A 22,696-nucleotide genomic window follows, 5' to 3' on the forward strand; every position below is an offset into this window, starting at 1 on the left:
AAACGATTCTGGCGGGTTTTTTTGGGGGAATTGGTGGGGGGGGGGGGGATGTGTGGTTCCGGAGCAACACCTACCCCCCACTATCCAGGAGAGTTAATTTCCGCCCGGGCTCAAAACGTCCATGATCCGGTTGAGGTCTGCAACAGATGCAAATTCGATGCTGACTTTTCCCTTTCGGGCACCCAAAGAGATCTTGACATTGGTATCAAGCCTGTCAGCCAGCGAAGTAGCTAAGAAGTCCAGCCGTTCGTGACGTGGGCTGGGCGTCTTTGACGCAGGCTTCTTTCCATCAAGTGGTGCCTGGTATAACTGGACCGCTTCTTCCGTAGCCCGGACCGACATACCTTCGGCCACAATCTTCTGGGCCAGGTTCTCCATAGCTTCTGAATCGGGCAATGCCAGCAACGCACGCGCGTGCCCAGCCGACAATATTCCTGCCGCAACGCGCCGCTGGACAACAGGCGGAAGCTTCAGTAAACGGAGAGTATTGGACACTTGTGGCCTTGAACGGCCAATTCGGTCTGCTAATTGCTCGTGGGTGGTGCCAAAATCTTCCAGCAACTGCTGATATGCAGCAGCCTCTTCAAGCGGGTTGAGTTGGCTGCGGTGGAGGTTTTCAAGCAGAGCATCACGCAGGAGATTGTCATCGGAGGTATCCCGGACAATGACGGGAATTGTAGCCAATCCTGCGGCCTGGCTAGCACGCCAACGGCGCTCACCCATGACTAGCTCATATGGTTTGTCGCCCTTTTCCGATGATTTACGGACAACAATGGGCTGTAAAACGCCAATTTCACGTACTGAATGAACCAGTTCGGCCATGTCTTCTTCATTGAAGACAGTACGTGGTTGTTTACGGTTGGGATGAATTTCCCCAACCGGCAATTCCATAAACGTAGCGCCGGGAACTTCAACGAGTTCAGCAGGTTCAGCGCTTGCCGGCTTCCTCGCAGCCCTTGTAGGCGTTGTGGCCGGTTTGCGTCCCTTTGGTTCAGGGAAGAACAAATCCACGGGACGTGTCGGCTGTGAAGTGCCTGTCTCATCTCCTGAAGAGTTCGGGATCAAGGCACCCAAACCGCGACCGAGACCCCTGCGCTTGTCAGTCATTGAGACATCCTCCGTTGAATAAATCCCGAATAGTGCGGGTTCTGATGAAATTCATAGTGATTTGCAACGATTCTAGCTGACTAACTGCATTAGTTCGTAGACCGCTCAGCCAATTCGGCAGCGGCCTCAAGATAAGAAAGCGCCCCTGTTGAGGAAGGATCATAGGTCATGACCGTCTGCTGGTAGCTGGGTGCCTCGGAGATTCGGACAGACCGTGGAATCATAGCCTTCAAAACCTGCTGCGGAAAATGCTCCCGCACGTCAGCTGCCACATGAGCTGCCAAGTTAGTGCGTCCGTCATACATGGTCAGCAAGATCGTGGATACCACCAGATCAGAATTCAAGTGTTTCTGAATCATCTCAATATTCTTCAGAAGCTGACTCAAACCCTCTAGAGCGTAGTACTCACACTGAATAGGAATCATAACCTCGTTAGCCGCGCAGAACGCGTTAACCGTCAGGAGCCCGAGGCTTGGTGGGCAGTCAATGAAAATGAAGTCAAGGCGCTCTTGCCCGTTCTTCTCACGAAACTTTACATACTCATCAATCGCTCGCCGAAGCCTCTGTTCACGGGCAACCAATGAGACCAGCTCAATCTCAGCACCGGCCAAGTGTATAGTCGCAGGAGCGCAGTACAAATTTGCAATATCAGGGCATTCAGCTATTACCTCTGCCATGGGTACGTCATTGATCAGGACGTCGTAGATGCTGTCTACGTCTGCATGATGAGGCACACCCAAGGCTGTGGAGGCATTGCCCTGCGGATCATTGTCAATGACGAGCACTTGCAACCCGGCCGAGGCCAAGGCTGCCGCAATATTCACCGTAGTTGTGGTCTTTCCAACGCCACCTTTTTGATTGGCAACAGTCAGAATTCGGGTCTTGGAAGGGCGGGGAAGCTTCCTCCCCAGTAGTCGTTCACGCCGCTTCGTTTCACTTACCAGTTGACTAGCAATGGGGCTGCTGTCATCAAAAGCGTCATCCAATGAACTCAAGGTGTCCACCTTTGTTTCACGTGAAACAACGGTAACCGAACTACGCTGGTTTCTATCAATCGAATAAGGTTGATTTGAGGCATTTGAACGTGCCGACCCCAATGTCATGAACGGAGGGATCCGTTGCGAAGCTGCTTCGCTACTGGTCACGCTGACACTCTCACTTTCCTGTGGCGATGGTTGCCAACCTCTAGCCTATCGTTTGATTCACACAGTCGTGGGAATCAGCGCCGCTTCACCTGAACACGGACCACAGTTGTGGGCTCCTCCAAGATGTCCTGACCGGCAATCAACACCTCAGTCTTGACCCCACCCAACTTTTTAAGGACCTTACCGGCCTTGGAAATTTCTTCCTCTGCAGTGCGTCCCTTGATAGCCAGGAGCACCCCCTCACCGCCAAGTAGCGGGATGGTCAGCGGCGCCAAGGTATTCAGAGCCGATACCGCGCGGGCAGTGACCACTGAACATTCGACCTTGCCGATCGCAGCTTCAGCGCGCGAACGGATAATTTCTACATTGTTCAGCCCGAGATCCATAACCACCTCTTCAAGCCAAATAACACGGCGTTCAAGTGGCTCAATCAGCGTCAGGTACAGGTCAGGGCGGGCAATGGCAAGACACAGACCAGGGAGGCCCGCCCCACTGCCCACATCGGCGACCTTGGCGCCGTCGTCAATCAGTTCAGCTACGACGGCACAGTTTAGGACGTGCCGGCTCCACAAACGTGGTACTTCTCTGGGGCCAATCAGCCCGCGTTCGATGCCTGACGTTGCCAAGTGCTCAACATAGCGCTTGGCCAGTTCAAGTCGATCGCCAAAAATACGTTCGGCTGCAACCGTTTCTTCTGCAGTAAGTTCCACCACTATTTGTGTCCTTATAAAGTTCAGGTCCCGGTCGCTCCCCTGAGGCAGCGGCCGGGACCGTTTGCTAACTCTTGAAAAACTGCGACTTAGTGCGCAGCACTCACCACGATGTGGCGGCGGGCGCCTTCGCCCTCAGATTCTGATTCCAGGCCCAACTCGGCAATCGCGTCGTGCACGATCTTGCGTTCGTAAGCTCCCATTGGTTCCAATGCCACAGATCCCTCACCATTGTTAATCTGATCGGCCGCTGTCTGAGCAATCTTGGCCAGTTCAACGTTACGCCGGTCACGGTAGCCGGAAATATCCAGTACCAATCTGGAGCGGTTTTCCGTAGCTGAGAGGACACTCAAACGTGTCAGTTCTTGCAGGGCATCGAGAACCTCGCCGTCCTGACCAACAAGACTCTGGAGTGAATCTGTTTCTTCATCGGCGACGATCGAAATATAGGTCCGCCCATTGCGGATTTCAATGTCAATATCTCCATCGATATCGGCGATGTCAAGAAGTTCTTCGAGGTAGTCGGCTGCAATGTCGCCTTCCTCTTCCAGCCGGCTGGCACCGGTTTCCGCCGGGGCGATTACCTCTGCTGTTTCGGTTACTTCATCAGGGACAAGCTGCGATTCCTCAGGCATTATTTCTTCTTCCTGTTCTTGCGTTGTGGCTGGATCCGCTGGCCCTTGAGGTCGGGAGTCTCTTCAATGACTTCTTCCTCGACCTTCTTTTTAGAGGCACCCAGCAGCGGCAGACCCTTGGCCTCTCGACGCTTCTGGTATTCCTTGTAAGCAGGCGACCCTGGGGTCGGCATCTTGCGAATAACGAAGAACTGCTGTCCCATGGTCCACAAGTTAGTAGTGGTCCAGTAGATCAGGACACCGATGGGGAAGTTAATTCCACCAATGCCGAAGACGAGCGGTAGTACATAAAGCATCATCTTCTGCTGCTTCATGAACGGGCCCTGCATAGCTTCTTCAGACATGTTCTTGGACATGATCTGCTTCTGCGTAATGAACTGTGAGGCGATCATGGCCAGAATCATCACGATCGAGAGCAATGCAATGGCAGGCGTCAGGTTGCCTCCCTGGAAGGAGGGTAGCAGCGCATCAGAAAGTCGAGCACCAAAGATGGTGGCCTCGTCAAACTGCACCACCTCAGAGTGGGTCAGTGCACCAATACCCTTGCTTTCGGAGTTGGCCTTGGCCACGCCGGAAAGCACCTGGAACAGCGAGAAGAAGAACGGCATCTGGATCAGCATGGGCAAGCATGCAGAGAAGGGGTTGGTCCCATGCTCCTTGTACAGCGCCATCTGTTCCTGGCCCATGGCCTGGCGGGATAGCTGGTCAGTCTTGCCCTTGTACTTGGCCTGCAGCTTCTTCATATCCGGCTGCAATGCCTGCATGCCACGCTGAGCCTTGATCTGCTTTACAAAGACAGGAATCAAAGCTGCACGGATCACCAACACCAGACCGATGATGGCCAAGGTCCAAGTAACGCCGGAGGCGCCATCCAATCCCAAGAAGGTCAAACCGTCATGGAACTGCACCATGATCCATGAAACGACCCATTTGAAGGGGAACAGAATTGTATCGAAGAAGCCCATAATTCTCTATCTATCTCCTCAAGCCGCTTTGCGACTTTGCGTTTCCTGTTGCTTGGCCAGAAATACATCCGGATGGTTCAGCTGGACAATCAAGGGCACTGTGGACGGGTCATCCCAATCCACAACGGCCGGCGAAGGAACCGGATCCAAACCGCCGGCACTCCAAGGATGACACCTAAGAACTCGCAGTAGTGAAAACCATGTGCCCTTGACGGCGCCGTGAACAGTCACGGCCTCAAGAGCATAAGCCGAACATGACGGAAAAAACCGGCACACCTGCCCATAAATGGGTGAGATGGCGCGCCGGTATAATTTCAAAACTATTATAAGAATATTGCGAGGAAGATGCCACAAGAAACGCACGACGGCGGTAGCCCACCTAGGTGCACGGCTTTGAGTTTGTGAACGGGTCACAAAACATCTTCTCCTTTAGACTCGTGTGCCTTGTCAACTGTTGGTGTTGAAAGTAATGCCGAAGAGCCCGCTGACTTCGCCCACAAGCGCGTGGAGGCAACGGAAAATGCTTTTCGGTAGTCCATGACTAGATCACTGAAGGAAGCCTGAGCAGAAACGGGCAAGGCCCGAACAACTACATTGACTCCATATGGATGCTGCCTAATTGTCTCAACAACAATCTCCCTTAGTCTCCTTTTAACGAGATTACGGGTCACAGCGTTCCCAACAGTCTTCGCGACGATGAACCCAACTTGGCTGGGTACATCAAACGAAGTGGACACCATATACAACACTACGTTCCGGCGCCCATTTCGGACACCGGAACGTACAGTATGTGAGAAGTTGGCGGAAGTCCGCATTCTATTCTTGGTGGCTAGCACCTGCGATCGACCACTACTTCACTAAGGCTTGACGAATCGTCAAGCAGTTATTGTTTAGGCCGACAGCTCTACGCGACCCTTGCCACGGCGGGCGGCCAGAATGGCGCGGCCGGCGCGGGTGCGCATACGAAGGCGGAAGCCGTGCTTCTTGGCACGACGGCGGTTGTTCGGCTGAAAAGTCCGCTTGCTCACGGTAGTTACTCCAAGACAATCAAAGATGCGCCTTGCCCGTAGCTAACAGGTAAGAAAGGGGTCGACGCTAAGTAAATGGATGCCTGCTCGATTCACTCCTCGATAAAGAGGTGCGCACGCCGAGGCGCGAAACAGACACATGGGACTTCACAACGTTAGGTCACCCAACACCCGCCAGTCAAGCTGGGGCAAGATCATCAGCCTGCAAAATCTACCCAGCGGTCCATCTTTAGACCCTCAAAAGCCTCCACAAGCACCCGATGAGTGGTCATCCACAGCTGTGCATAACTAAGTGGACAAATTCTGTGGATGAGGCACTGAAGAGTACACCGCTGTGATATTTATCCACAAGCACTTTCCTCCGCTATCTTCTAGCGTATCCATCCTCTAGGCTAAGCCCGTGGCAAGTTATCCACTGATGTGCATAACTCTGTGGATTACTTCGTTTTGGAGCATCTGCGCACATCAAAATTGTAATTTTTTGTGTGTAACAGACGTCACGCTCAAAGTGTGTGTGAATTAAGAGATTTCTGGCCCAACGGCTGGCAGTAAGGATGGAAAGGTCAATGAGCACTGAGGACATCAACGACGTAGGCAGTTCCTGGCGGCGAGTCATTCGGATTCTTGAACAGGACGACCGGGTTTCACCCCGTCAACGTGGTTTTGTGGTTCTCACCCAGCCTCAGGGACTGATTGGCAACACCTTGTTGGTAGCAGTTCCCAACGAGCTCACCCGCGAGGTTCTTCAAAACCAGCTACACACAGCTCTGAGCAACGCCTTAGCCCAGGTCTTCTCGGAAGAGATCAGCTGCGCTTTCAGTGTCAATGCAGACTTAGTACCTCCTGCTAAAGAAGAGGAGCCGGCCCCGGCCTCAACTCCGGTGCGTAGCGAAAACACGGCCCGTGTTCCGGAACCCACAGAGCACATTTCAAAGCCTTCACCGATGCTGCCCAGCACTTCTCAGGAATTTGGCCGTCTAAACCCGAAGTATGTTTTTGATTCCTTCGTGATTGGTGCCTCCAATCGTTTTGCTCACGCAGCCGCCGTCGCGGTAGCTGAAGCTCCGGCAAAGGCCTACAACCCGTTGTTTATCTACGGAGATTCTGGTCTTGGGAAAACCCACCTGTTGCATGCCATAGGCCACTATGCCCGCCGTCTCTATACGGGTATCCGGGTGCGCTATGTGAACTCTGAGGAGTTCACCAATGACTTCATCAACTCCATCCGTGACGATGAAGGTGCCAGCTTCAAGCAGCTGTACCGCAACGTGGACATCCTCCTGATTGACGACATTCAGTTCTTGGCCAATAAGGACGCTACACAGGAAGAGTTCTTCCACACCTTCAATGCCCTGCACAATCACAACAAGCAAGTAGTCATCACCTCTGACCTACCTCCCAAACGTCTTCAAGGCTTTGAGGAACGTATGCGTTCGCGATTTGAGTGGGGTTTGCTCACCGATGTCCAGCCGCCCGAGTTGGAAACGCGCATCGCCATTTTGCGCAAGAAGGCCATTGGCGAGGGACTCTCTGCTCCCGACGACGCTCTGGAATACATAGCCTCAAAGATCTCTACGAACATCCGCGAACTAGAAGGGGCCCTCATTCGGGTCACGGCCTTTGCTAGCTTGAATCGGCAGCCGGTGGATGTTGGCCTGGCAGAGCTTGTTCTCAAAGACCTCATCACTGATGACGGCGCCCAAGAGATCACTTCCACGGCAATCCTCGGTCAGACAGCTGCGTACTTCAATATTTCTTTGGAAGAGCTGTGTAGCAAGTCCCGGACCCGGACACTTGTGACCGCCCGCCAGATTGCCATGTACCTCTGCCGTGAGCTTACTGACATGTCCTTGCCCAAGATTGGACAGGAATTTGGTGGCCGGGACCACACAACAGTGATCCACGCGGACCGGAAAATCCGGGAACTGATGGCTGAACGTCGGGCCATCTACAACCAGGTAACCGAACTCACTAACAAGATCAAACAGCAGCAACGTGAGGGATAACCCGCGGAGCGGGAAAAAATCTGAGAAATTAACAGGTGTGGATAAGCCTGTGGATTACTCGGGTACAACCATCCTTAACCTGCGGATAACTCCCCGTCCGCCTGTGGATCATTAAAACCGCCGAAAAAGTTCTCCACCGATCCCCACAGCCATAAGCGGGCTAGCCCCACAGCCTGTGCACAGCCAAATTCGTCTAGACCACGTGGACAGAGCCACTTATCCACAGTATCCACAGGACTTATTAACACTACGAACTACAAGAATCTTTCGTTTCAAACAACATTCACCTTTTGCTCCAATCCACCCAGCTGACAGCTAGGACCAATGCCCAAATGGGTTGGTCAAGGCGCTAAGCTATCTCCAAGCATGTAATTTCCTCCGTGGGTCAACTACCCAAGGAAACGACCCATTGCATCATCAAAATTTTTCGCACCATGAAAGGCGGCACCCTTCCGTGAAGTTCCGAGTCGAACGGGATGTTCTGACCGAAGCAGTCAGCTGGGCCGCACGATCCTTGTCTCCACGTCCTCCTGTTCCGGTTCTCTCAGGACTGTTGCTGAAAGCTGAAGCGGGAACCTTGAGCCTGGCCAGTTTTGATTATGAGATCTCGGCACGTCTGCAAATCCCAGCAGATATCACCGAAGAGGGGACCATTTTGGTCTCTGGACGTTTGCTTGCAGATATTTGCCGCAGCCTTCCTGCTGCTCCGGTTGATATTGAAACCGATGGCACTAAAGTCACTTTGACCTGCCGTAGCAGTCGTTTTCACCTGGCCACCATGCCTGTGAACGATTATCCAGAACTACCTGCTCTACCTGATATCAGCGGAACAGTTGACGGAGAAGCCTTTGCTCAGGCTGTTTCCCAGGTCATCATTGCCTCAAGCAAGGACGACACCTTGCCAGTTCTCACAGGCGTGAAAATGGAGATTGAAGGAGACCTGATCACCCTTTTGGCTACCGATAGGTACCGCCTGGCACTGCGTGAAGTTCGTTGGAACCCGTCCAGCCCTAACATTTCAGCCGGTGCGTTGATCAAGGCAAAAACTCTCAGCGAGGTTGCTAAGACTCTGGGCAGCTCAGGAAATATCAACATTGCGCTCTCGGACAACAGCGAACTCATTGGTTTCGAAAGTGGGGGTCGCCGCACCACCTCATTGCTGGTTGACGGCGAATACCCCAAGATTCGATCGCTGTTCCCAGACACCACGCCGATTTACGCAACTGTAGAAACTCATGCCTTGGCAGAAGCAGTTCGCCGCGTATCGCTTGTCGCCGAGCGCAATACTCCGGTTCGTTTGATCTTCACCGATGGTCAACTCACCCTTGATGCTGGTACCGGCGAGGACGCCCAGGCTTCAGAAAACCTCGAGGCAACACTCGTTGGTGAAGAAATTACTGTTGCTTTCAACCCGCATTACCTAAGCGAGGGCCTCAGCGCCTTTGATAGCAAGTACGTCCGGTTCTCTTTCACGTCTGCTCCCAAACCCGCCATGATCAATGCCCAGGATGACATTGATGGTGAACGCCGTGACGAGTACCGCTACTTAGTCATGCCCGTGAGGTTGCCTTCTCAATAGTCACCTAGCTGCCGTTCCCCCTTCAACTGCAAAACCACGGAAAAGAGAAAAAGACGTGCATATTGGACTTGTTGGACTAGGAAAGATGGGCTTCAACATGAGGGCCCGCCTGCGGGCAGCAGGAATCGAAGTCACTGGATTTGATCGGAATCCAGAGGTGACTGATGTGGCTTCCATGCAGGAGCTCGTGGCAGCTGTTCCAGCACCTCGGCTCATGTGGGTGATGGTACCGTCGGGAGCCATCACCGAAGCAGTCATCACAGAGTTTTCAGAACTGTTGGAACCTGGAGATTTGCTTGTTGATGGCGGAAACTCGCGGTTTACCGAGGATCAAAAACACGGTGAAATGCTTGCCACCAAGGGCATATCTTTCATGGATGTTGGTGTTTCTGGTGGCGTTTGGGGCTTAGAGAACGGTTACGGGCTCATGGCCGGCGGCGCTGCCGAAGATGTGGAACGTGCACTGCCTGTCTTGGATGCACTGCGTCCCGAGGGTGAGCGGGCCGATAGCTTTGTTCACGTCGGTGGAGTTGGTGCCGGCCATTACGCCAAAATGGTGCACAACGGCATCGAGTACGGTCTCATGCAGGCATATGCAGAAGGCTACGAACTACTTGCCAAAAAAGACATCATTGCAGACTTGCCTGGCACATTCCGTGCATGGCAAAAAGGCACCGTAGTACGTTCCTGGCTTTTGGATTTGATGGTTAAGGCACTAGACGAAGATCCTGGACTGGAATCCATTGACGATTACGTTGAAGATTCCGGAGAGGGACGCTGGACTGTGGAGGAAGCGATCGCCAATGCTGTACCGGCTCCGGCCATCACTGCGGCTCTATTCGCGAGGTTCTCCTCGCGTGAAGACAACTCCCCTGCCATGAAAATGGTCTCTGCTCTACGCCACCAGTTCGGTGGACACGCAACAAAACCAGCCAGTCCCAGCTCTGATTAAAACTGCTTTCCATGTACCTTGAACACCTTTCTCTGACCGATTTTCGTAGTTATGCTCAGGTTGATCTGACCCTGGCACCGGGCGTGACTGTCCTGGTTGGCTCAAACGGGTTGGGTAAAACCAATCTGGTGGAAGCGATTGGCTATTTGGCCACGCTCTCATCTCACCGGGTCAGCCAGGACGGGCCGCTGCTGCGATTTGGCACCGAGTTGGCTCTCATTCGGGCCCAGCTGGTGAGGGGCGAGCGAAAAGTCATGGTTGAGGTCGAAATCAACGCGACTCGGAGCAATCGAGCGCGTATCAACCGTGCAAATCCGGTGCGGGCTCGAGACATATTGGGCCTGTGCCGGACGGTGCTCTTTGCTCCAGAGGATTTGGCGCTAGTCAAGGGTGATCCTGGTAACCGCCGCCGTTTCTTGGACGAGCTCTTGGTGGTGCTTATGCCCAAACACGCGGGTACGCGCAGCGACTATGACCGTGTGCTGAAACAGCGCAACGCCCTACTGAAATCAGCCCGGGCACAGCATTTTTCTCGCTCCGGGGTATCCGATTCGCACCTCGCAACGTTGGATGTTTGGGACCAGCACATGGCTATGGCCGCTGCGCAGCTGCTCCTTGCACGGCTTGAACTGCTCAACCGGTTGCGTCCCCATATGGCTGAGGCCTATGCCCAGCTCACCGACGGTAGCAAGGTTTTGAGGGCGCTGTACCGCAGCAATTTAGACCAAGAAGTTCCTTCTATGCAGCAGGCCGTGGGATACCAAGACATGTCCGACGGCGTCTCCTCCGGCCCTTTCGGGGAACCAAGTGGTGGGGTACTTCAGGAGGTCCCTGATGGGGAGGATCTTTCCCTGTGCAGTCTGGAAGAACTAGCTGAACGGTACCGCGCCGAGCTCGTGGCCTGCCGAACCCGAGAACTGGAACGCGGCATGTCGCTCGTTGGGCCCCACCGGGACGAACTTGATCTGCTGTTGGACAACGCACCGGCAAGAGCGTATGCCTCACATGGTGAATCTTGGTCCATTGCTCTGTCACTGCGGTTAGCTTCATTCCATGTGTTGGATGAAGACAAACATGTGGCAGGTAACCAGCCGATTTTGATTCTCGACGACGTTTTCGCGGAGTTGGATGCCCAGCGCCGCCGCAAGTTAGCCCTCATGGTCGGAGCTGCTGAGCAGGTATTGGTGACAGCTGCTGTGGGGGAAGACATCCCTGAAGAATTGGCTGGCTCTACCATTCAGGTCATTCCCGGTGGCGTGGTTTTCGATGAGTGAACCCGCTGCAGGGAATTCCTCAAAGGATCCAACCGGTAAGAAAGGTAGCCGTGAGGCCGCCGCACAGGATCATGCCACTGAGGTGGATGCGGCCCAAGCAGCCTTGAACCGTATGAGAACCATCGCTAAAAGTCGGGGAGAACTGCGGATTGCAAGGAACCGACTGGGAGAAAAGACAACACCGAAGAATAAACGCAAGCCATTTATGGATGCCAAATACGGTGGAGGCAGGGATCCCCAAGGTTTAGGGAACGTGGTCAGTAGGCTTGTTTCCGATCGAGGGTGGAGTTCCCCGCTAGCTGTCGGTTCGGTCATGGCTCAATGGGACGCACTGGTAGGTCCGGAGATTTCTGGACACTGCAGACCTGAGAGTTTTGAAGCTACCACATTGCATGTTCGATGTGACTCCACCAGTTGGGCAACCCAGCTGCGGCTTCTCTCATCCTCACTCTTAGCAAAATTCGATCAGGAACTAGGACATGGGGTGGTCACTAAAATCATGGTTCTGGGGCCGGCTGCACCCAGTTGGCGCAAGGGATTCCGGCATGTCAAGGGACGTGGTCCCAGAGACACCTACGGGTAGGAGTAGTTGGAATGGGAAGAGTAGCCAAGGCGCTGTAGGGCGTTTCAAACCCCAAGAGTCGTACAGCCCCTCAAAGATGGACAAACAATTGCGTTCTAAGCCGGTTTTCTCCGGTTCCAGGGCACGTTGATGACCCTTCTGGGCACGCCACAAGGTAGAATCGAAGCGTAACCGTCTCTCCGCGGCGCTGTGATAAGGTCTCAGGTTTCGTCGAGAGCGGTATTTATCTGCCTTCAACGAGATCAAAGCACGGGCAACGCTTGTTAGCCCGTCCCCGAGGTTGGCAATCGAGCTGAACAATTAAAGGGGTCGAACGCGCCTGTGACGACGAACAATTCGGATAGTGCCGTGAATCCAGAGCTGGATAGCACGCAGCCAAGCGCGGAAGTGAACACCGCAACACCGTCCGCGCCAGCCGATACTAGCCACTACGATGCCAGCGACATCACTGTGTTGGAGGGCTTGGAAGCCGTCCGTAAACGTCCCGGTATGTACATTGGCTCCACAGGCCTGCGTGGATTGCATCACCTGGTCTACGAAGTTGTTGACAACTCTGTGGATGAGGCCCTTGCCGGCTACTGCGACCACATCGAGATCACCTTGACAGCTGAGGGCGGTGTCAAAGTGGTTGATAACGGGCGTGGCATTCCCGTTGATATTCACCCCACTGAGGGTAAACCGACAGTTGAAGTGGTCATGACCATCTTGCACGCTGGCGGTAAATTCGGTGGCGGCGGCTACGCGGTTTCTGGTGGTTTGCACGGCGTGGGTATTTCTGTCGTCAACGCGCTGTCCCGCAAAGTTGATACTGAGATTCGACGTCAAGGTTTTGTGTGGCGGATGAGTTTTGCCGACGGGGGTAAGACCCAGGGCACTCTGGTCAAGGGTGAAACCACCACCGAGACAGGCACAACCCAGACGTTCTACCCGGACCCCACCATCTTTGAATCGGTGGAGTTTGACTTTGAAACACTTCGTGCCCGCTTCCAGCAGATGGCGTTCCTCAACAAGGGATTGAGGATCACGCTCGCTGACGAGCGCGCCGTTGAAGCCCCCGACGACGAAGACGTAGACCTTGACGCAATCCCCGAGGGCAAAGACCTTGCCACCGGCAAGCGGGTTGTGGTTTACGAGTACATGGATGGTCTGCTCGATTATGTCAAGCACCTGAATACCTCTAAGAAGCATGAACCAGTCCATGATGACGTCATCGCCTTCGAAACCGAGGATTCCGGACGGAGCATGGCTGTGGAAATTGCCATGCAGTGGACCACATCCTTCTCCGAAAGTGTCCACACTTATGCCAACACCATCAACACACACGAAGGTGGAACGCACGAAGAGGGCTTCCGTGCGGCGATGACCTCGCTGATCAACCGCTATGCGCGGGAGAAAAGCATCATCAAGGAGAAAGACGACAACCTCACCGGTGATGACATCCGCGAAGGACTCACAGCGGTAATTTCTGTGAAGCTTTCAGAGCCCCAATTTGAAGGCCAGACAAAGACCAAGCTCGGTAATTCAGAAGTCAAGGGCTTCGTTCAGCGCGTTGTGACTGACGGACTTGGCGATTGGCTTGAGCGTAACCCGGGCCCGGCCCGCGACGTGATTCGTAAATCAATCCAGGCCTCCATGGCCAGGCTTGCGGCCCGTAAGGCTCGTGAAAGCACGCGCCGCAAGGGGCTATTGGAATCCGGTGGTATGCCTGGAAAACTCAAGGACTGCCAATCCAAGGATCCCGCACTCTCGGAAATCTACATTGTGGAGGGTGACTCCGCAGGCGGCTCGGCAGTGCGCGGACGGAACCCAACGACCCAAGCCATTTTGCCCTTGCGCGGCAAGATTCTCAACGTTGAACGTGCCCGCTTGGACCGGGCCTTGGGCAACGCCGAAGTTCAGGCCATGATCACTGCTTTCGGGGCCGGCATCGGTGAGGACTTCGATGTTGAGAAGGCTCGTTACCATAAGATCGTCTTGATGGCCGATGCCGATGTTGATGGTCAGCACATCACCACCTTGTTGCTGACTCTGTTGTTCCGATACATGAGGCCGCTGATTGAAAACGGCTATGTGTATCTGGCTCAGCCGCCGCTGTACCGGATCAAATGGTCCAATGCGCCCCACGATTACGTGTTCAGCGACAAGCAGCGCGACGCGGCCCTAGCTGCCGGAGCTGCCTCGGGTCGACGCATCCCTAAAGACAATGGCATCCAGCGCTACAAGGGTTTGGGTGAAATGGACTACACAGAGTTGTGGGACACCACTATGGACCCCGAACACCGCACGCTGCTTCAGGTCACCATGGATGACGCAGCTGAAGTTGACCAAGTTTTCTCCACCCTAATGGGCGAAGACGTTGAATCACGACGTAACTTCATTCAGCAAAACGCCAAGGACGTCAGGTTCCTCGATATCTAGGACTTGCCATAGATGGCTACCTCGACATAGAGCTGAACAGACATATATTGGGAATGGAATATAAAAGATTATGAGTGACGAGACACCACAGGATCCTTCAGAGACGACCGTGGAAACCACGGGAAATGACGTTCTTGAAGGGAATGTCCTGCACGACAAGGTTGAACAAATTGATCTCCAAACGGAGATGAAGCGTTCCTACCTCGACTATGCCATGGCCGTTATTGTGGGTCGTGCGCTACCTGACGTTCGTGACGGACTCAAACCGGTCCACCGCCGGGTGCTGTACGCCATGTTCGACGGCGGCTACCGCCCGGAGCGCTCCTTTAACAAGTGTGCACGCGTTGTCGGTGAAGTCATGGGCCAGTATCACCCTCATGGTGACAGTTCTATTTACGACGCTTTGGTGCGCCTCATCCAGGACTGGACCATGCGTTATCCTCTCGCATTAGGGCAGGGAAACTTTGGTTCTCCAGGTAATGACGGAGCTGCAGCGCCTCGATACACAGAAACAAAGATGTCCCCGCTGGCCATGGAAATGGTTCGCGACATTGACGAGGAAACCGTCGATTTCCAGGACAACTACGACGGCAAGAACCAAGAGCCGACCATCCTGCCATCTCGATTCCCGAACCTGCTGGTCAATGGATCTTCTGGTATCGCCGTTGGTATGGCCACCAACATTCCTCCCCATAACCTGCGTGAAGTTGCCGAGGGTGTCCAGTGGTATCTGGCGAACCCCACAGTGGGCCGCGAAGAACTTTTGGACGCACTGATTGAGAGGGTGAAGGGGCCTGATTTCCCCACTGGTGCGCAAATTTTGGGACGCAAGGGCATCGAGGACGCGTACCGCACAGGCCGCGGTTCCATTACGATGCGTGCCGTGGTCAACGTCGAAGAAATTCAGGGTCGTACCTGCTTGGTAGTAACCGAGCTGCCTTTCCAAGCGAACCCCGACAACCTGGCCATTAAGATCGCCGATCTGGTCAAAGACGGCAAGATTTCAGGCATCGCGGATATGCGCGACGAAACCTCGGGCCGTACAGGCCAGCGGTTGGTGATTGTTCTCAAGCGCGACGCGGTTGCCAAGGTTGTCTTGAACAACTTGTACAAGCACACACAGCTGCAGGAGAACTTTAGTGCCAACATGTTGGCCATTGTGGACGGTGTGCCCCGCACGTTGCCGCTTGATGCTTTCATTCGTCACTGGGTGACTCACCAGATGGACGTCATCGTTCGGCGTACCCGTTTCCGTCTGCGGAAGGCTGAGGAGGAAGCTCACATTCAGCGTGCACTGCTGAAGGCGCTGGATGCCCTGGATGCGGTGATTGCTTTGATCCGCCGATCCAGCACTACCGAAGAAGCTCGTGACGGACTGATCGAGCTGCTGGACATTGACGAGATCCAGGCTAAGGCCATCTTGGATATGCAGTTGCGACGTTTGGCTGCCTTGGAGCACCAGAAGATCACAGACCGCTACAACGTCCTCCAAACAATGATCACCGAATTCAACCGGATTCTTGCAGATCCTGAAGTTCAGCGCGGGATTGTCAGCGAGGAACTGGCCGAGATCACAGCCCGCTTTGGTGATGACCGTCGTACCGAAATCATGATGGGCTACGACCCCAACATGAGCATGGAAGACCTCATTCCTGAAGAGGAAATGGTTGTCACGATCACCCGCGGTGGTTACGTCAAGCGCACCCGCAGCGACAATTACCGCACACAGCACCGTGGCGGCAAGGGAGTTAAGGGCGCACAATTGCGAGGGGACGACGTCGTCGAGCATTTCTTTGTGACGACCACGCACCACTGGCTGCTGTTCTTCACTAACCTGGGCCGCGTTTACCGGGCTAAGGCGTATGAGCTTGCTGAGGCCGGCCGTGATGCCAAGGGCCAGCACGTCGCGAACCTGTTGGCGTTCCAACCGGACGAGAAGATCGCCCAGGTTATGGAACTCAAGGACTACCAGCAGTCTCCGTACTTGGTGTTGGCCACTAAGAACGGACTGGTCAAGAAGACCTCGCTCGAGGACTACGACACCAACCGTTCTGCAGGTGTCATTGCCATCAATCTGCGTGACGGCGACGAACTGGTCTCAGCGCAGCTGGTTTCTGATTCTGATGACTTGTTGCTGGTTTCCCGCAGGGGCCAGTCGATCAGGTTCACAGCCACCAATGAGGCACTTCGTCCCATGGGGCGGGCGACTTCGGGGGTCACTGGCATGAAGTTCCGTGACTTTGATGAGCTGTTGGCTGCCAACGTTGTTACCGATGGTTCATTTGTGTTTATTGTCACAGAGGGTGGTTACGCTAAGCGTACCGCTGTTGGAGAGTACCGCTTGCAGGGACGAGGGGGGTTGGGTATCAAGGTAGCCAAGCTCGTGGAAGATCGTGGAGACCTAGTTGGTGCCTTGATTGTCCAAGAAGATGATGAGGTTCTGGTGGTAATGAGCGGCGGAAAGATAGTGCGCTCCAATGTCTCGGAAGTTCCCGCCAAGGGACGCGATACCATGGGCGTCATTTTCGCTAAACCTGACAAGAACGACAAGATCATTGAGGTTGCGCGCAACAGCGAGCGAGGCCTTGATGAGGATGATGAATTGTCGGAAATTGAAGCTCCGCAAAGCCCGATCACCGCTTCTGAGCGTGATTCCGAGGGAATCCAACCGATTGATGAAGTACCGTTAACGGGTCAAGACGGAACAACTGGAGGTACCGATTGAGCACCAACAACCCGATTCCGCGGCCCGGCTCCGCCCCGAAGGTAGGTGCCCCTGCCCGCCCCGCGCAGCGTCCAGCGCAGCGCCCTACGAGCGCCCCGGCGGCAGGATCGGCTGCGGCAAAACGCCCGGCACCCAAGACGCCTCCGGCGCTGGTTAAGCCGGCGCCTAAGGCCAAGGCCCGCCGTGCCCGCTTGCTCATCAGCAAGGTGGATCCCTGGTCGGTCCTGAAGATGGCGTTCTTGCTGTCAGTAGCCCTGGGCATTGTCACTGTGGTTGCAGCTATCGTGCTGTGGTCGCTGCTGGATACCATGGGCCTCTTTGAGACGGTCAATGCTTTCGTTAATGAGATCCAGGGCAAGGAAGGCGGGGTTCCCTTCGACCTGCTGACCATTGTTTCGTTGGGGCAGGTAGCTTCCTTCTCCACAATTGTTGCCGTGGTAAATGTTGTGCTGTTAACCACACTTTCTGTGCTTTCAGCGGTGCTGTACAACATCTCAGCCACCCTGGTGGGCGGCATTGGCGTCACCCTGACGGATGACTAATCACTAAAAATCATGGATTTTGGCGGAAATCGCTGAAATTTTCTTCCATAGTCCAAAATCGGCGGGTCTAAAGAGTCCTGTAAACCCGCCGATTTTGGACTTTGGGATTGTGTGGGGTAAAGTTTTATCTCGGCCCGATGAGGGCTAAGAAGGGCGTATAGCTCAGGCGGTTAGAGCGCTTCGCTGATAACGAAGAGGTCCCTGGTTCAAGTCCAGGTACGCCCACGGAACCAATCGGTTCTTGGCAAGGATGGTGTGTAGTGAAGAAGTTGCTGATCTTGATCACGGCTTTGGGTGCTGCAGTTTTCCTCAACAAGAAACGGCGGGAATCCAACGTTGTGAAGACAACATGGAGCAAGGCAACTGATTCACTCGATTGAATCTTTTCGCTAGGTTTCATATATACTGAATCAGCCTCATGGGGGCATGGCGCAATTGGTAGCGCACCTGCTTTGCAAGCAGGGGGTTCGGGGTTCGAGTCCCCGTGCCTCCACCATGAGAAACGACCCCGGTCATTAGACCGGGGTCGTTTTTTTATCTGCACACCACCACAACTCTCGTAGCCTAGGCTTAGGCAGTGATATTTTTACTGGCCGTTGTGGGCATCTTGGGTGTTTCAGCTTCCGGCCCCATCATGGCGGCCACCTTGGCCCCAGCGCTGACTATTGCGCTCTGGCGCAATGTATTCGGCGCATTGGTACTGGGTGCACCCGTACTGATCACAACTCCTCGATTTCTTGCGTCCCTAACCCGATTGGAAATCAAGTACACCCTCATTGCGGCAACAGCTCTAGCCTTGCATTTCGCCTGCTTTGTGACCGCAGTGAAGCTGACGAGTGTTGCGGCTGCAACTGCTCTTGTCTGCCTGCAGGCAGCATGGATCGCCCTGTTTCAGTGGCTCGGGGGATCGAAGCCAGCCAGACCTGTATTGCTGGGCTTAGGAACCGCCCTGATAGGCGTAGTGGTCATTACAGGCTTTGACATGGGAGTTTCCCGCGAGGCCCTGGTGGGTGATCTCTTGGCAGTGGTGGGTGGAGTGCTCGCCGCAATTTACACCCTGGCCGGTTCCAGAGCGCGCAAGACTCTTTCCACCAGCGTCTACACGAGTCTTTGCTACGGTGTGTGTTCGCTGATCCTGTTAGCCATGTGCCTCATCTTTCGCCAACCTTTACTCAACATTCCACCGGAAGCTTGGTGGGGCATTGTTGGCGTAACTGTGGCCGCTCAACTCTTTGGCCACACCATCTTCAACTACCTCTTAGCCACGATTTCCCCGTTAGTGGTCTCCATGATGATTCTGGTCGAAATTCCGGGAGCTGCTCTACTGGCAGGCTTTTTCCTCGGGCAGCAATTACCTCCGGGCACCTACGCTGGCTTGGCACTTATTCTGGCTGGCCTAGCTGTGGTGATCCTGCGCCAGAGCCGCAGCGGACTCAAGAAATAAGTCTCCAGGGAAGCTAAAGAGCAAGGAACAGGGCCTTCTAGCGGGAAAACTAGAGGCATTAATTAGCTCTGATAGATGCAGGAAGGCCGGGAGCGATGCTCCCGGCCTTCCTGTGGTGCTTAGTGCTTATTCCTTAGTGCTTGGGGTCCTTCGGCTTCGGAGCTGCATCAGCCGCGGCAGCTGTGGCAGCGTCCTTGGCTTTTGCAGCCGCCTCTTTGGCGTCTGTTGCGGCATCGCCCAAGTTCTCCTTTGCTGCGTCCACAGTGTCGGCGACTTTCTCGGAAGTCTCCTCAACCACGTCTTTGGCCTTGTCCGCCACAGTGTCGGTGACATCAGCAGCCTTGGAGGCTGCGCCGTCGTCCGCAGGCACCGGAGCAGGTGTGGCAACGGGGGCCGGAGTAACAACAGGAGAAGGGGCCACGGGAGCAGGAGTCTGCCAGGGATCAGCCACCGGCTTTGAAGCCTTCCACGCAGCAACGCCAGCGGCAGTGGCAGCTACCAATACGCCCATCACAATCCAGCCACGGCCCTTGCGCTTGTCCTTCTTAGCGGCCTTATTCATCTGCGCGGCGAACTTCTTGGCGGCCTCAGCAGCAGCCTTTTCAGCCTGCGCCAGAGCCTTCTTGTTACCCGTCAGCTTGGCCGCAGCGATCTCGAGCTGATGAGAAACTTTGGACTTCTCAAGAGCAACTTCGACGGCGTGGGCAGCACCGCCCAGCTTGTCCGAAACGAGCGGGAAGAAATCGTCCACCACCCTGTCCTTGGCGCTGGTGATTGCCGGAGTGGCCTTTCCCAGAGCGTCCTGAAGATGCGGGGTAGCTTCGTCAACAGCATTGGAAATCCGGGGTGCCAACTTCTCCAAGCCCTCCTGCAGTTTCGGGGTCACGGATGCAACGCCGTCGGCCGTGTACTGTGCGGCCTTGCGCAAACCATCCTGAACGATGGGGGACGCCTGCTCAATGCCTTTTTCAATGCGGGGAACAGCCCAGTTAAGAGCCGCCTCAACGCGAGGGGCTGTCCAGTCCTTGGCTGTTTCTACATGTGGAGCTGCCCAATCGCGAGCACTATCTACGCTGGTGTTCAATGAATCTTCCAATCCTTGGGTAAAGCGGTCGACTTTCTTCACGTTTCCTCCAGATGTCAGCAGTTTCATGTTTTAGCCTACGTCTAGAGAGCCTCTCTTGCCATCACCTAACAGTTCGCCCGGCGCGGAATGGTATGTCTTGACAGAAATTTCCCATTTTTGCATGACAGACTAGCTCAATGACTGCTATCCCAACCGCAAAAGCAACTATCAGCACGAGCCTGGGCGACATTGAGGTTAACCTCTTTGGAAACCACGCTCCCAAGACCGTGGCTAACTTCGTTGGCCTGGCTACGGGTTCCATCGAATGGACACACCCGGGCACCGGCGAGAAGACCAACGCTCCGTTGTACAACGGCACCATCTTCCACCGCATCATCAAAGACTTCATGATCCAGGCTGGCGATCCCTTGGGCCGCGGCATCGGCGGCCCCGGCTACCAGTTCGACGATGAAATCAACCCCGACCTGAACTTCAACGACCCCTACAAGTTCGCTATGGCTAACGCCGGCACGCAGGGCGGCCGCGGCACTAACGGTTCACAGTTCTTCATCACCACCGTGAACACCAGCTGGCTCCAGGGCAAGCACACCATCTTCGGTGACGTCACGGACGAGGCCTCAAAGGCTGTTGTTGACGCTATTGAAGGCGTTGCAACCGGTGCGGGCGACAAGCCTCGCGAAGACGTAGTCATTAACTCTGTCACCGTTGTAGAGCTCTAAAACACGCATAACCCTTCTGGCTTTGGCTGCCGCTTCCCGTTAGGGAATCCGGCAGCCAAAGCCTTCCTTATATACCTCTAACTAGGATCCGCTTCATGAGTTCTGCCTATCCGGTCCCGGAATCCTCCACTGGCGCCCCCGTCTGCCCACGGCACCCCGACAGGGTTTCCTATGTGAGCTGTCAGCGGTGCGGACGGCCGGCATGCCCGGATTGTCAGCGCAGTGCTGCTGTAGGGATTCAATGCGTGGACTGTGTGAAGGTGGCAGCTAAATCTGTTCCCACCCGCAGAACTATTTTTGGTGGCACCGCCCGTGCTGGGCGGCCTGCCGTGACCATCACCATGATGGCCATTTGTGTGGCCATGTACGCTTTGGACCTAGCGATTCCCAAGCAATTCATTTTCCAGAACTTCGCTTACGCCCCGTTCTACACTGAATCTGAACCGTGGCGGATGGTGACTTCAGCGTTCCTGCACTCAACGAACCTTATGCATATCGCTTTCAATATGTATGCACTCTGGATTCTAGGCAACGCCCTAGAGCCCGCCTTTGGCCGGGCACGTTTCCTCGCCATCTACCTTGTGAGCGCCTTCGCGGGCTCAGTGGGCGTTCTCTTAATCTCACCCATTGACACCGTGGTTGTGGGTGCCTCCGGTGCCGTCTTCGGTCTGTTCGGCGCCCTGTTCGTGGTGCAGAAAAAGCGCGGTGGAGATCTGCGGCAGATCGTGGTGCTGTTGTTGATCAACGCCGCCATTGGGTTCGTTGTCCCCAACATAGCGTGGGAGGCCCATTTGGGCGGTCTCATCGCCGGAGTGCTCTGTGCAGCCGCAGTGGCCTATGCCCCCGCCAAGAACCGCAATCTGGTGCAGTGGGGCGGGATTGGCGCCATCGCAGTCATCATGCTCGCCCTCGCGCTGTACAAAGTCTCCACGTTCCCAGCCTTCACCATTCTCTAGCGAACGTTCGACGGCGCCTGGCGCACTCTGCGCTGGGCTGCTTGAGTCCTCGGCAGCTAAGCAACCCGACTGCGGGGCCGTGTTAGGGCTTGAGTCGGCGGTAGTCGCCGCCATAGTGGATCAACGGTGACAATTCCTGTGTCCATTGGGCATCTTCACCCATTGAAACGATGCTTCCCACTACCAATAGGTGCGTGGCAGCCTCGTGAATGGCTGTGGTTTCCACTTCAAAGCAGGCCAATGCTCCTGCCATAAGGGCGTTTCCCGTGACAGGCCCACGCCTGAAATCAATCTGGTTCAACAGTCCCTCTATTGGTGTGCCCGGACTGGCTAGCCAATTCGCTTGGGCCTTCTGTTCCGCAGTGAGTAACGATAAGGCCCAGGATCCAGATTCTGCGACGGCGGCAGCAATCCGGGATTCTGCGTAGAGGCTGACCAACAATGTCGGAGGGTCATAGGACACTGACAGGTAGGCGCTCACTGTTGCTGCATGATCACGGTTACGGATACGGGTGCTAACGACTGCCACCGAGCCGGCTTGCTCGGCACTGAGCCTGCGATATTCATCGACCATCTCTTGTGTGAGCTGCTGTGGGAAAACTCTGTGCATATCGGCGGGATCAGGTAGTTCCATAGCACCATCGTTGCACGTATCCACAGTTATCCACATGAATGTCCACACGTGGGCATAACTTACAGAGCTGTAGTTCGAGAACTTTTCAACCTCTAGTACAAGAGGTTATCCCCATGGTTATCCACATTGGGTATAAGTTACACACATGTCATTCCACAGCTGTGGATTACTTTTCTGACGCTGTCTA

The 22,696-nt window shown here is 54.8% G+C and carries 22 protein-coding genes and 2 tRNA genes; 14 read left to right on the top strand and 10 right to left on the bottom strand.

What is annotated here, in order from left to right; all coding sequences use genetic code 11:
- Positions 1-93: 93 nt before the first annotated feature.
- The 8 genes from ACX80D_RS14360 to rpmH all read right to left on the bottom strand — a co-directional run bounded on the left by ACX80D_RS14360 (position 94) and on the right by rpmH (position 5,590).
- Positions 94-1,107 carry a ParB/RepB/Spo0J family partition protein gene (locus ACX80D_RS14360; protein ID WP_459323552.1) on the bottom strand — a complete coding sequence of 338 codons (1,014 nt, stop codon included), beginning with the start codon at positions 1,105-1,107 and terminating at the stop codon, positions 94-96.
- Between the two features lie 89 nt (positions 1,108-1,196).
- Positions 1,197-2,252 (bottom strand): ParA family protein, encoded by a 1,056-nt coding sequence (locus ACX80D_RS14365; RefSeq protein WP_459323553.1) that lies wholly within the window; start codon positions 2,250-2,252, stop codon positions 1,197-1,199.
- A 74-nt stretch (positions 2,253-2,326) separates the two neighbouring features.
- Positions 2,327-2,965 carry a 16S rRNA (guanine(527)-N(7))-methyltransferase RsmG gene (gene rsmG / locus ACX80D_RS14370; protein ID WP_459323554.1) on the bottom strand — a complete coding sequence of 213 codons (639 nt, stop codon included), beginning with the start codon at positions 2,963-2,965 and terminating at the stop codon, positions 2,327-2,329.
- Between the two features lie 86 nt (positions 2,966-3,051).
- Positions 3,052-3,597, bottom strand: a complete 546-nt coding sequence (locus ACX80D_RS14375; protein ID WP_459323555.1) for a Jag family protein — start codon at positions 3,595-3,597, stop codon at positions 3,052-3,054.
- Entirely contained in the window at positions 3,597-4,562 is a 966-nt protein-coding gene (gene yidC / locus ACX80D_RS14380; protein WP_459323556.1) for a membrane protein insertase YidC, read from the bottom strand. Before yidC ends, ACX80D_RS14375 begins: the two co-directional genes overlap by 1 nt.
- 18 nt (positions 4,563-4,580) lie before the next feature.
- Positions 4,581-4,976: a membrane protein insertion efficiency factor YidD gene (yidD, locus tag ACX80D_RS14385; RefSeq protein WP_459323557.1), complete on the bottom strand. Its 396-nt coding sequence runs from the start codon at positions 4,974-4,976 to the stop codon at positions 4,581-4,583.
- Positions 4,973-5,398, bottom strand: a complete 426-nt coding sequence (gene rnpA / locus ACX80D_RS14390) for a ribonuclease P protein component (protein ID WP_459323558.1) — start codon at positions 5,396-5,398, stop codon at positions 4,973-4,975. The genes yidD and rnpA overlap by 4 nt, the downstream gene beginning before the upstream one ends.
- A 54-nt stretch (positions 5,399-5,452) precedes the next feature.
- Positions 5,453-5,590: a 50S ribosomal protein L34 gene (gene rpmH / locus ACX80D_RS14395; protein ID WP_011776797.1), complete on the bottom strand. Its 138-nt coding sequence runs from the start codon at positions 5,588-5,590 to the stop codon at positions 5,453-5,455.
- A gap of 566 nt (positions 5,591-6,156) precedes the next feature.
- Here rpmH and dnaA point away from each other — a divergent pair.
- The 12 genes from dnaA to ACX80D_RS14455 all read left to right on the top strand — a co-directional run bounded on the left by dnaA (position 6,157) and on the right by ACX80D_RS14455 (position 19,113).
- Positions 6,157-7,596: a chromosomal replication initiator protein DnaA gene (gene dnaA / locus ACX80D_RS14400; protein ID WP_459323559.1), complete on the top strand. Its 1,440-nt coding sequence runs from the start codon at positions 6,157-6,159 to the stop codon at positions 7,594-7,596.
- Positions 7,597-8,050: 454 nt separating this feature from the next.
- Positions 8,051-9,175: a DNA polymerase III subunit beta gene (gene dnaN, locus ACX80D_RS14405; protein WP_459323560.1), complete on the top strand. Its 1,125-nt coding sequence runs from the start codon at positions 8,051-8,053 to the stop codon at positions 9,173-9,175.
- Positions 9,176-9,230: 55 nt separating this feature from the next.
- Positions 9,231-10,127 (top strand): phosphogluconate dehydrogenase (NAD(+)-dependent, decarboxylating), encoded by an 897-nt coding sequence (gnd, locus tag ACX80D_RS14410; protein WP_459323561.1) that lies wholly within the window; start codon positions 9,231-9,233, stop codon positions 10,125-10,127.
- A gap of 11 nt (positions 10,128-10,138) precedes the next feature.
- Positions 10,139-11,401 (top strand): DNA replication/repair protein RecF, encoded by a 1,263-nt coding sequence (gene recF / locus ACX80D_RS14415; protein ID WP_459323562.1) that lies wholly within the window; start codon positions 10,139-10,141, stop codon positions 11,399-11,401.
- Positions 11,394-11,984, top strand: a complete 591-nt coding sequence (locus ACX80D_RS14420) for a DUF721 domain-containing protein (protein ID WP_459323563.1) — start codon at positions 11,394-11,396, stop codon at positions 11,982-11,984. Before recF ends, ACX80D_RS14420 begins: the two co-directional genes overlap by 8 nt.
- A gap of 387 nt (positions 11,985-12,371) precedes the next feature.
- Positions 12,372-14,402: a DNA topoisomerase (ATP-hydrolyzing) subunit B gene (gyrB, locus tag ACX80D_RS14425; RefSeq protein ID WP_459323591.1), complete on the top strand. Its 2,031-nt coding sequence runs from the start codon at positions 12,372-12,374 to the stop codon at positions 14,400-14,402.
- Between the two features lie 70 nt (positions 14,403-14,472).
- A complete protein-coding gene (gyrA, locus tag ACX80D_RS14430; protein ID WP_459323564.1) occupies positions 14,473-17,127 on the top strand; it encodes a DNA gyrase subunit A in 2,655 nt (884 codons plus the stop codon).
- Complete coding sequence (locus tag ACX80D_RS14435; protein WP_459323565.1) at positions 17,124-17,669, top strand: DUF3566 domain-containing protein; 546 nt, start codon at positions 17,124-17,126, stop codon at positions 17,667-17,669. Before gyrA ends, ACX80D_RS14435 begins: the two co-directional genes overlap by 4 nt.
- Before the next feature lie 151 nt (positions 17,670-17,820).
- Positions 17,821-17,894: transfer RNA gene (locus ACX80D_RS14440), tRNA-Ile, on the top strand.
- A gap of 35 nt (positions 17,895-17,929) precedes the next feature.
- Positions 17,930-18,049, top strand: coding sequence for a DLW-39 family protein (locus tag ACX80D_RS14445; RefSeq protein ID WP_459323566.1), 120 nt, complete (start codon positions 17,930-17,932; stop codon positions 18,047-18,049).
- Positions 18,050-18,089: 40 nt separating this feature from the next.
- Positions 18,090-18,165: transfer RNA gene (locus tag ACX80D_RS14450), tRNA-Ala, on the top strand.
- A gap of 81 nt (positions 18,166-18,246) precedes the next feature.
- Positions 18,247-19,113 (top strand): DMT family transporter, encoded by an 867-nt coding sequence (locus ACX80D_RS14455; protein ID WP_459323567.1) that lies wholly within the window; start codon positions 18,247-18,249, stop codon positions 19,111-19,113.
- 133 nt (positions 19,114-19,246) lie between these two features.
- Here the strand turns inward: ACX80D_RS14455 and ACX80D_RS14460 are convergent, their stop codons facing one another.
- Positions 19,247-20,239 carry a hypothetical protein gene (locus tag ACX80D_RS14460; RefSeq protein ID WP_459323568.1) on the bottom strand — a complete coding sequence of 331 codons (993 nt, stop codon included), beginning with the start codon at positions 20,237-20,239 and terminating at the stop codon, positions 19,247-19,249.
- 137 nt (positions 20,240-20,376) lie between these two features.
- On the opposite strand from ACX80D_RS14460, the gene ACX80D_RS14465 reads away from it, so the two are divergent.
- Both ACX80D_RS14465 and ACX80D_RS14470 read left to right on the top strand, forming a co-directional pair.
- Positions 20,377-20,919 carry a peptidylprolyl isomerase gene (locus ACX80D_RS14465; RefSeq protein ID WP_459323569.1) on the top strand — a complete coding sequence of 181 codons (543 nt, stop codon included), beginning with the start codon at positions 20,377-20,379 and terminating at the stop codon, positions 20,917-20,919.
- A gap of 260 nt (positions 20,920-21,179) precedes the next feature.
- On the top strand, positions 21,180-21,875 hold the full coding sequence (locus ACX80D_RS14470; RefSeq protein WP_459323570.1) for a rhomboid family intramembrane serine protease: 696 nt from the start codon (positions 21,180-21,182) through the stop codon (positions 21,873-21,875).
- A gap of 82 nt (positions 21,876-21,957) precedes the next feature.
- Here ACX80D_RS14470 and ACX80D_RS14475 read toward each other — a convergent pair whose 3' ends face one another.
- The gene (locus tag ACX80D_RS14475; RefSeq protein ID WP_459323571.1) at positions 21,958-22,509 is read right to left on the bottom strand and encodes a flavin reductase family protein; all 552 of its coding nucleotides are present in this window, start codon (positions 22,507-22,509) and stop codon (positions 21,958-21,960) included.
- Positions 22,510-22,696 lie beyond the last annotated feature (187 nt).

Source organism: Arthrobacter sp. Sr24, assembly GCF_054511175.1.

Coding starts and splice junctions, on each gene's coding strand:
- recF (WP_459323562.1), top strand. CDS start 10,139: ATGTACCTTGAACACCTTTCTCTGACCGATTTTCGTAGTTATGCTCAG.
- dnaA (WP_459323559.1), top strand. CDS start 6,157: ATGAGCACTGAGGACATCAACGACGTAGGCAGTTCCTGGCGGCGAGTC.
- ACX80D_RS14360 (WP_459323552.1), bottom strand. CDS start 1,107: ATGACTGACAAGCGCAGGGGTCTCGGTCGCGGTTTGGGTGCCTTGATC.
- gyrA (WP_459323564.1), top strand. CDS start 14,473: ATGAGTGACGAGACACCACAGGATCCTTCAGAGACGACCGTGGAAACC.
- ACX80D_RS14420 (WP_459323563.1), top strand. CDS start 11,394: ATGAGTGAACCCGCTGCAGGGAATTCCTCAAAGGATCCAACCGGTAAG.
- ACX80D_RS14375 (WP_459323555.1), bottom strand. CDS start 3,597: ATGCCTGAGGAATCGCAGCTTGTCCCTGATGAAGTAACCGAAACAGCA.
- ACX80D_RS14465 (WP_459323569.1), top strand. CDS start 20,377: ATGACTGCTATCCCAACCGCAAAAGCAACTATCAGCACGAGCCTGGGC.
- yidC (WP_459323556.1), bottom strand. CDS start 4,562: ATGGGCTTCTTCGATACAATTCTGTTCCCCTTCAAATGGGTCGTTTCA.
- ACX80D_RS14475 (WP_459323571.1), bottom strand. CDS start 22,509: ATGGAACTACCTGATCCCGCCGATATGCACAGAGTTTTCCCACAGCAG.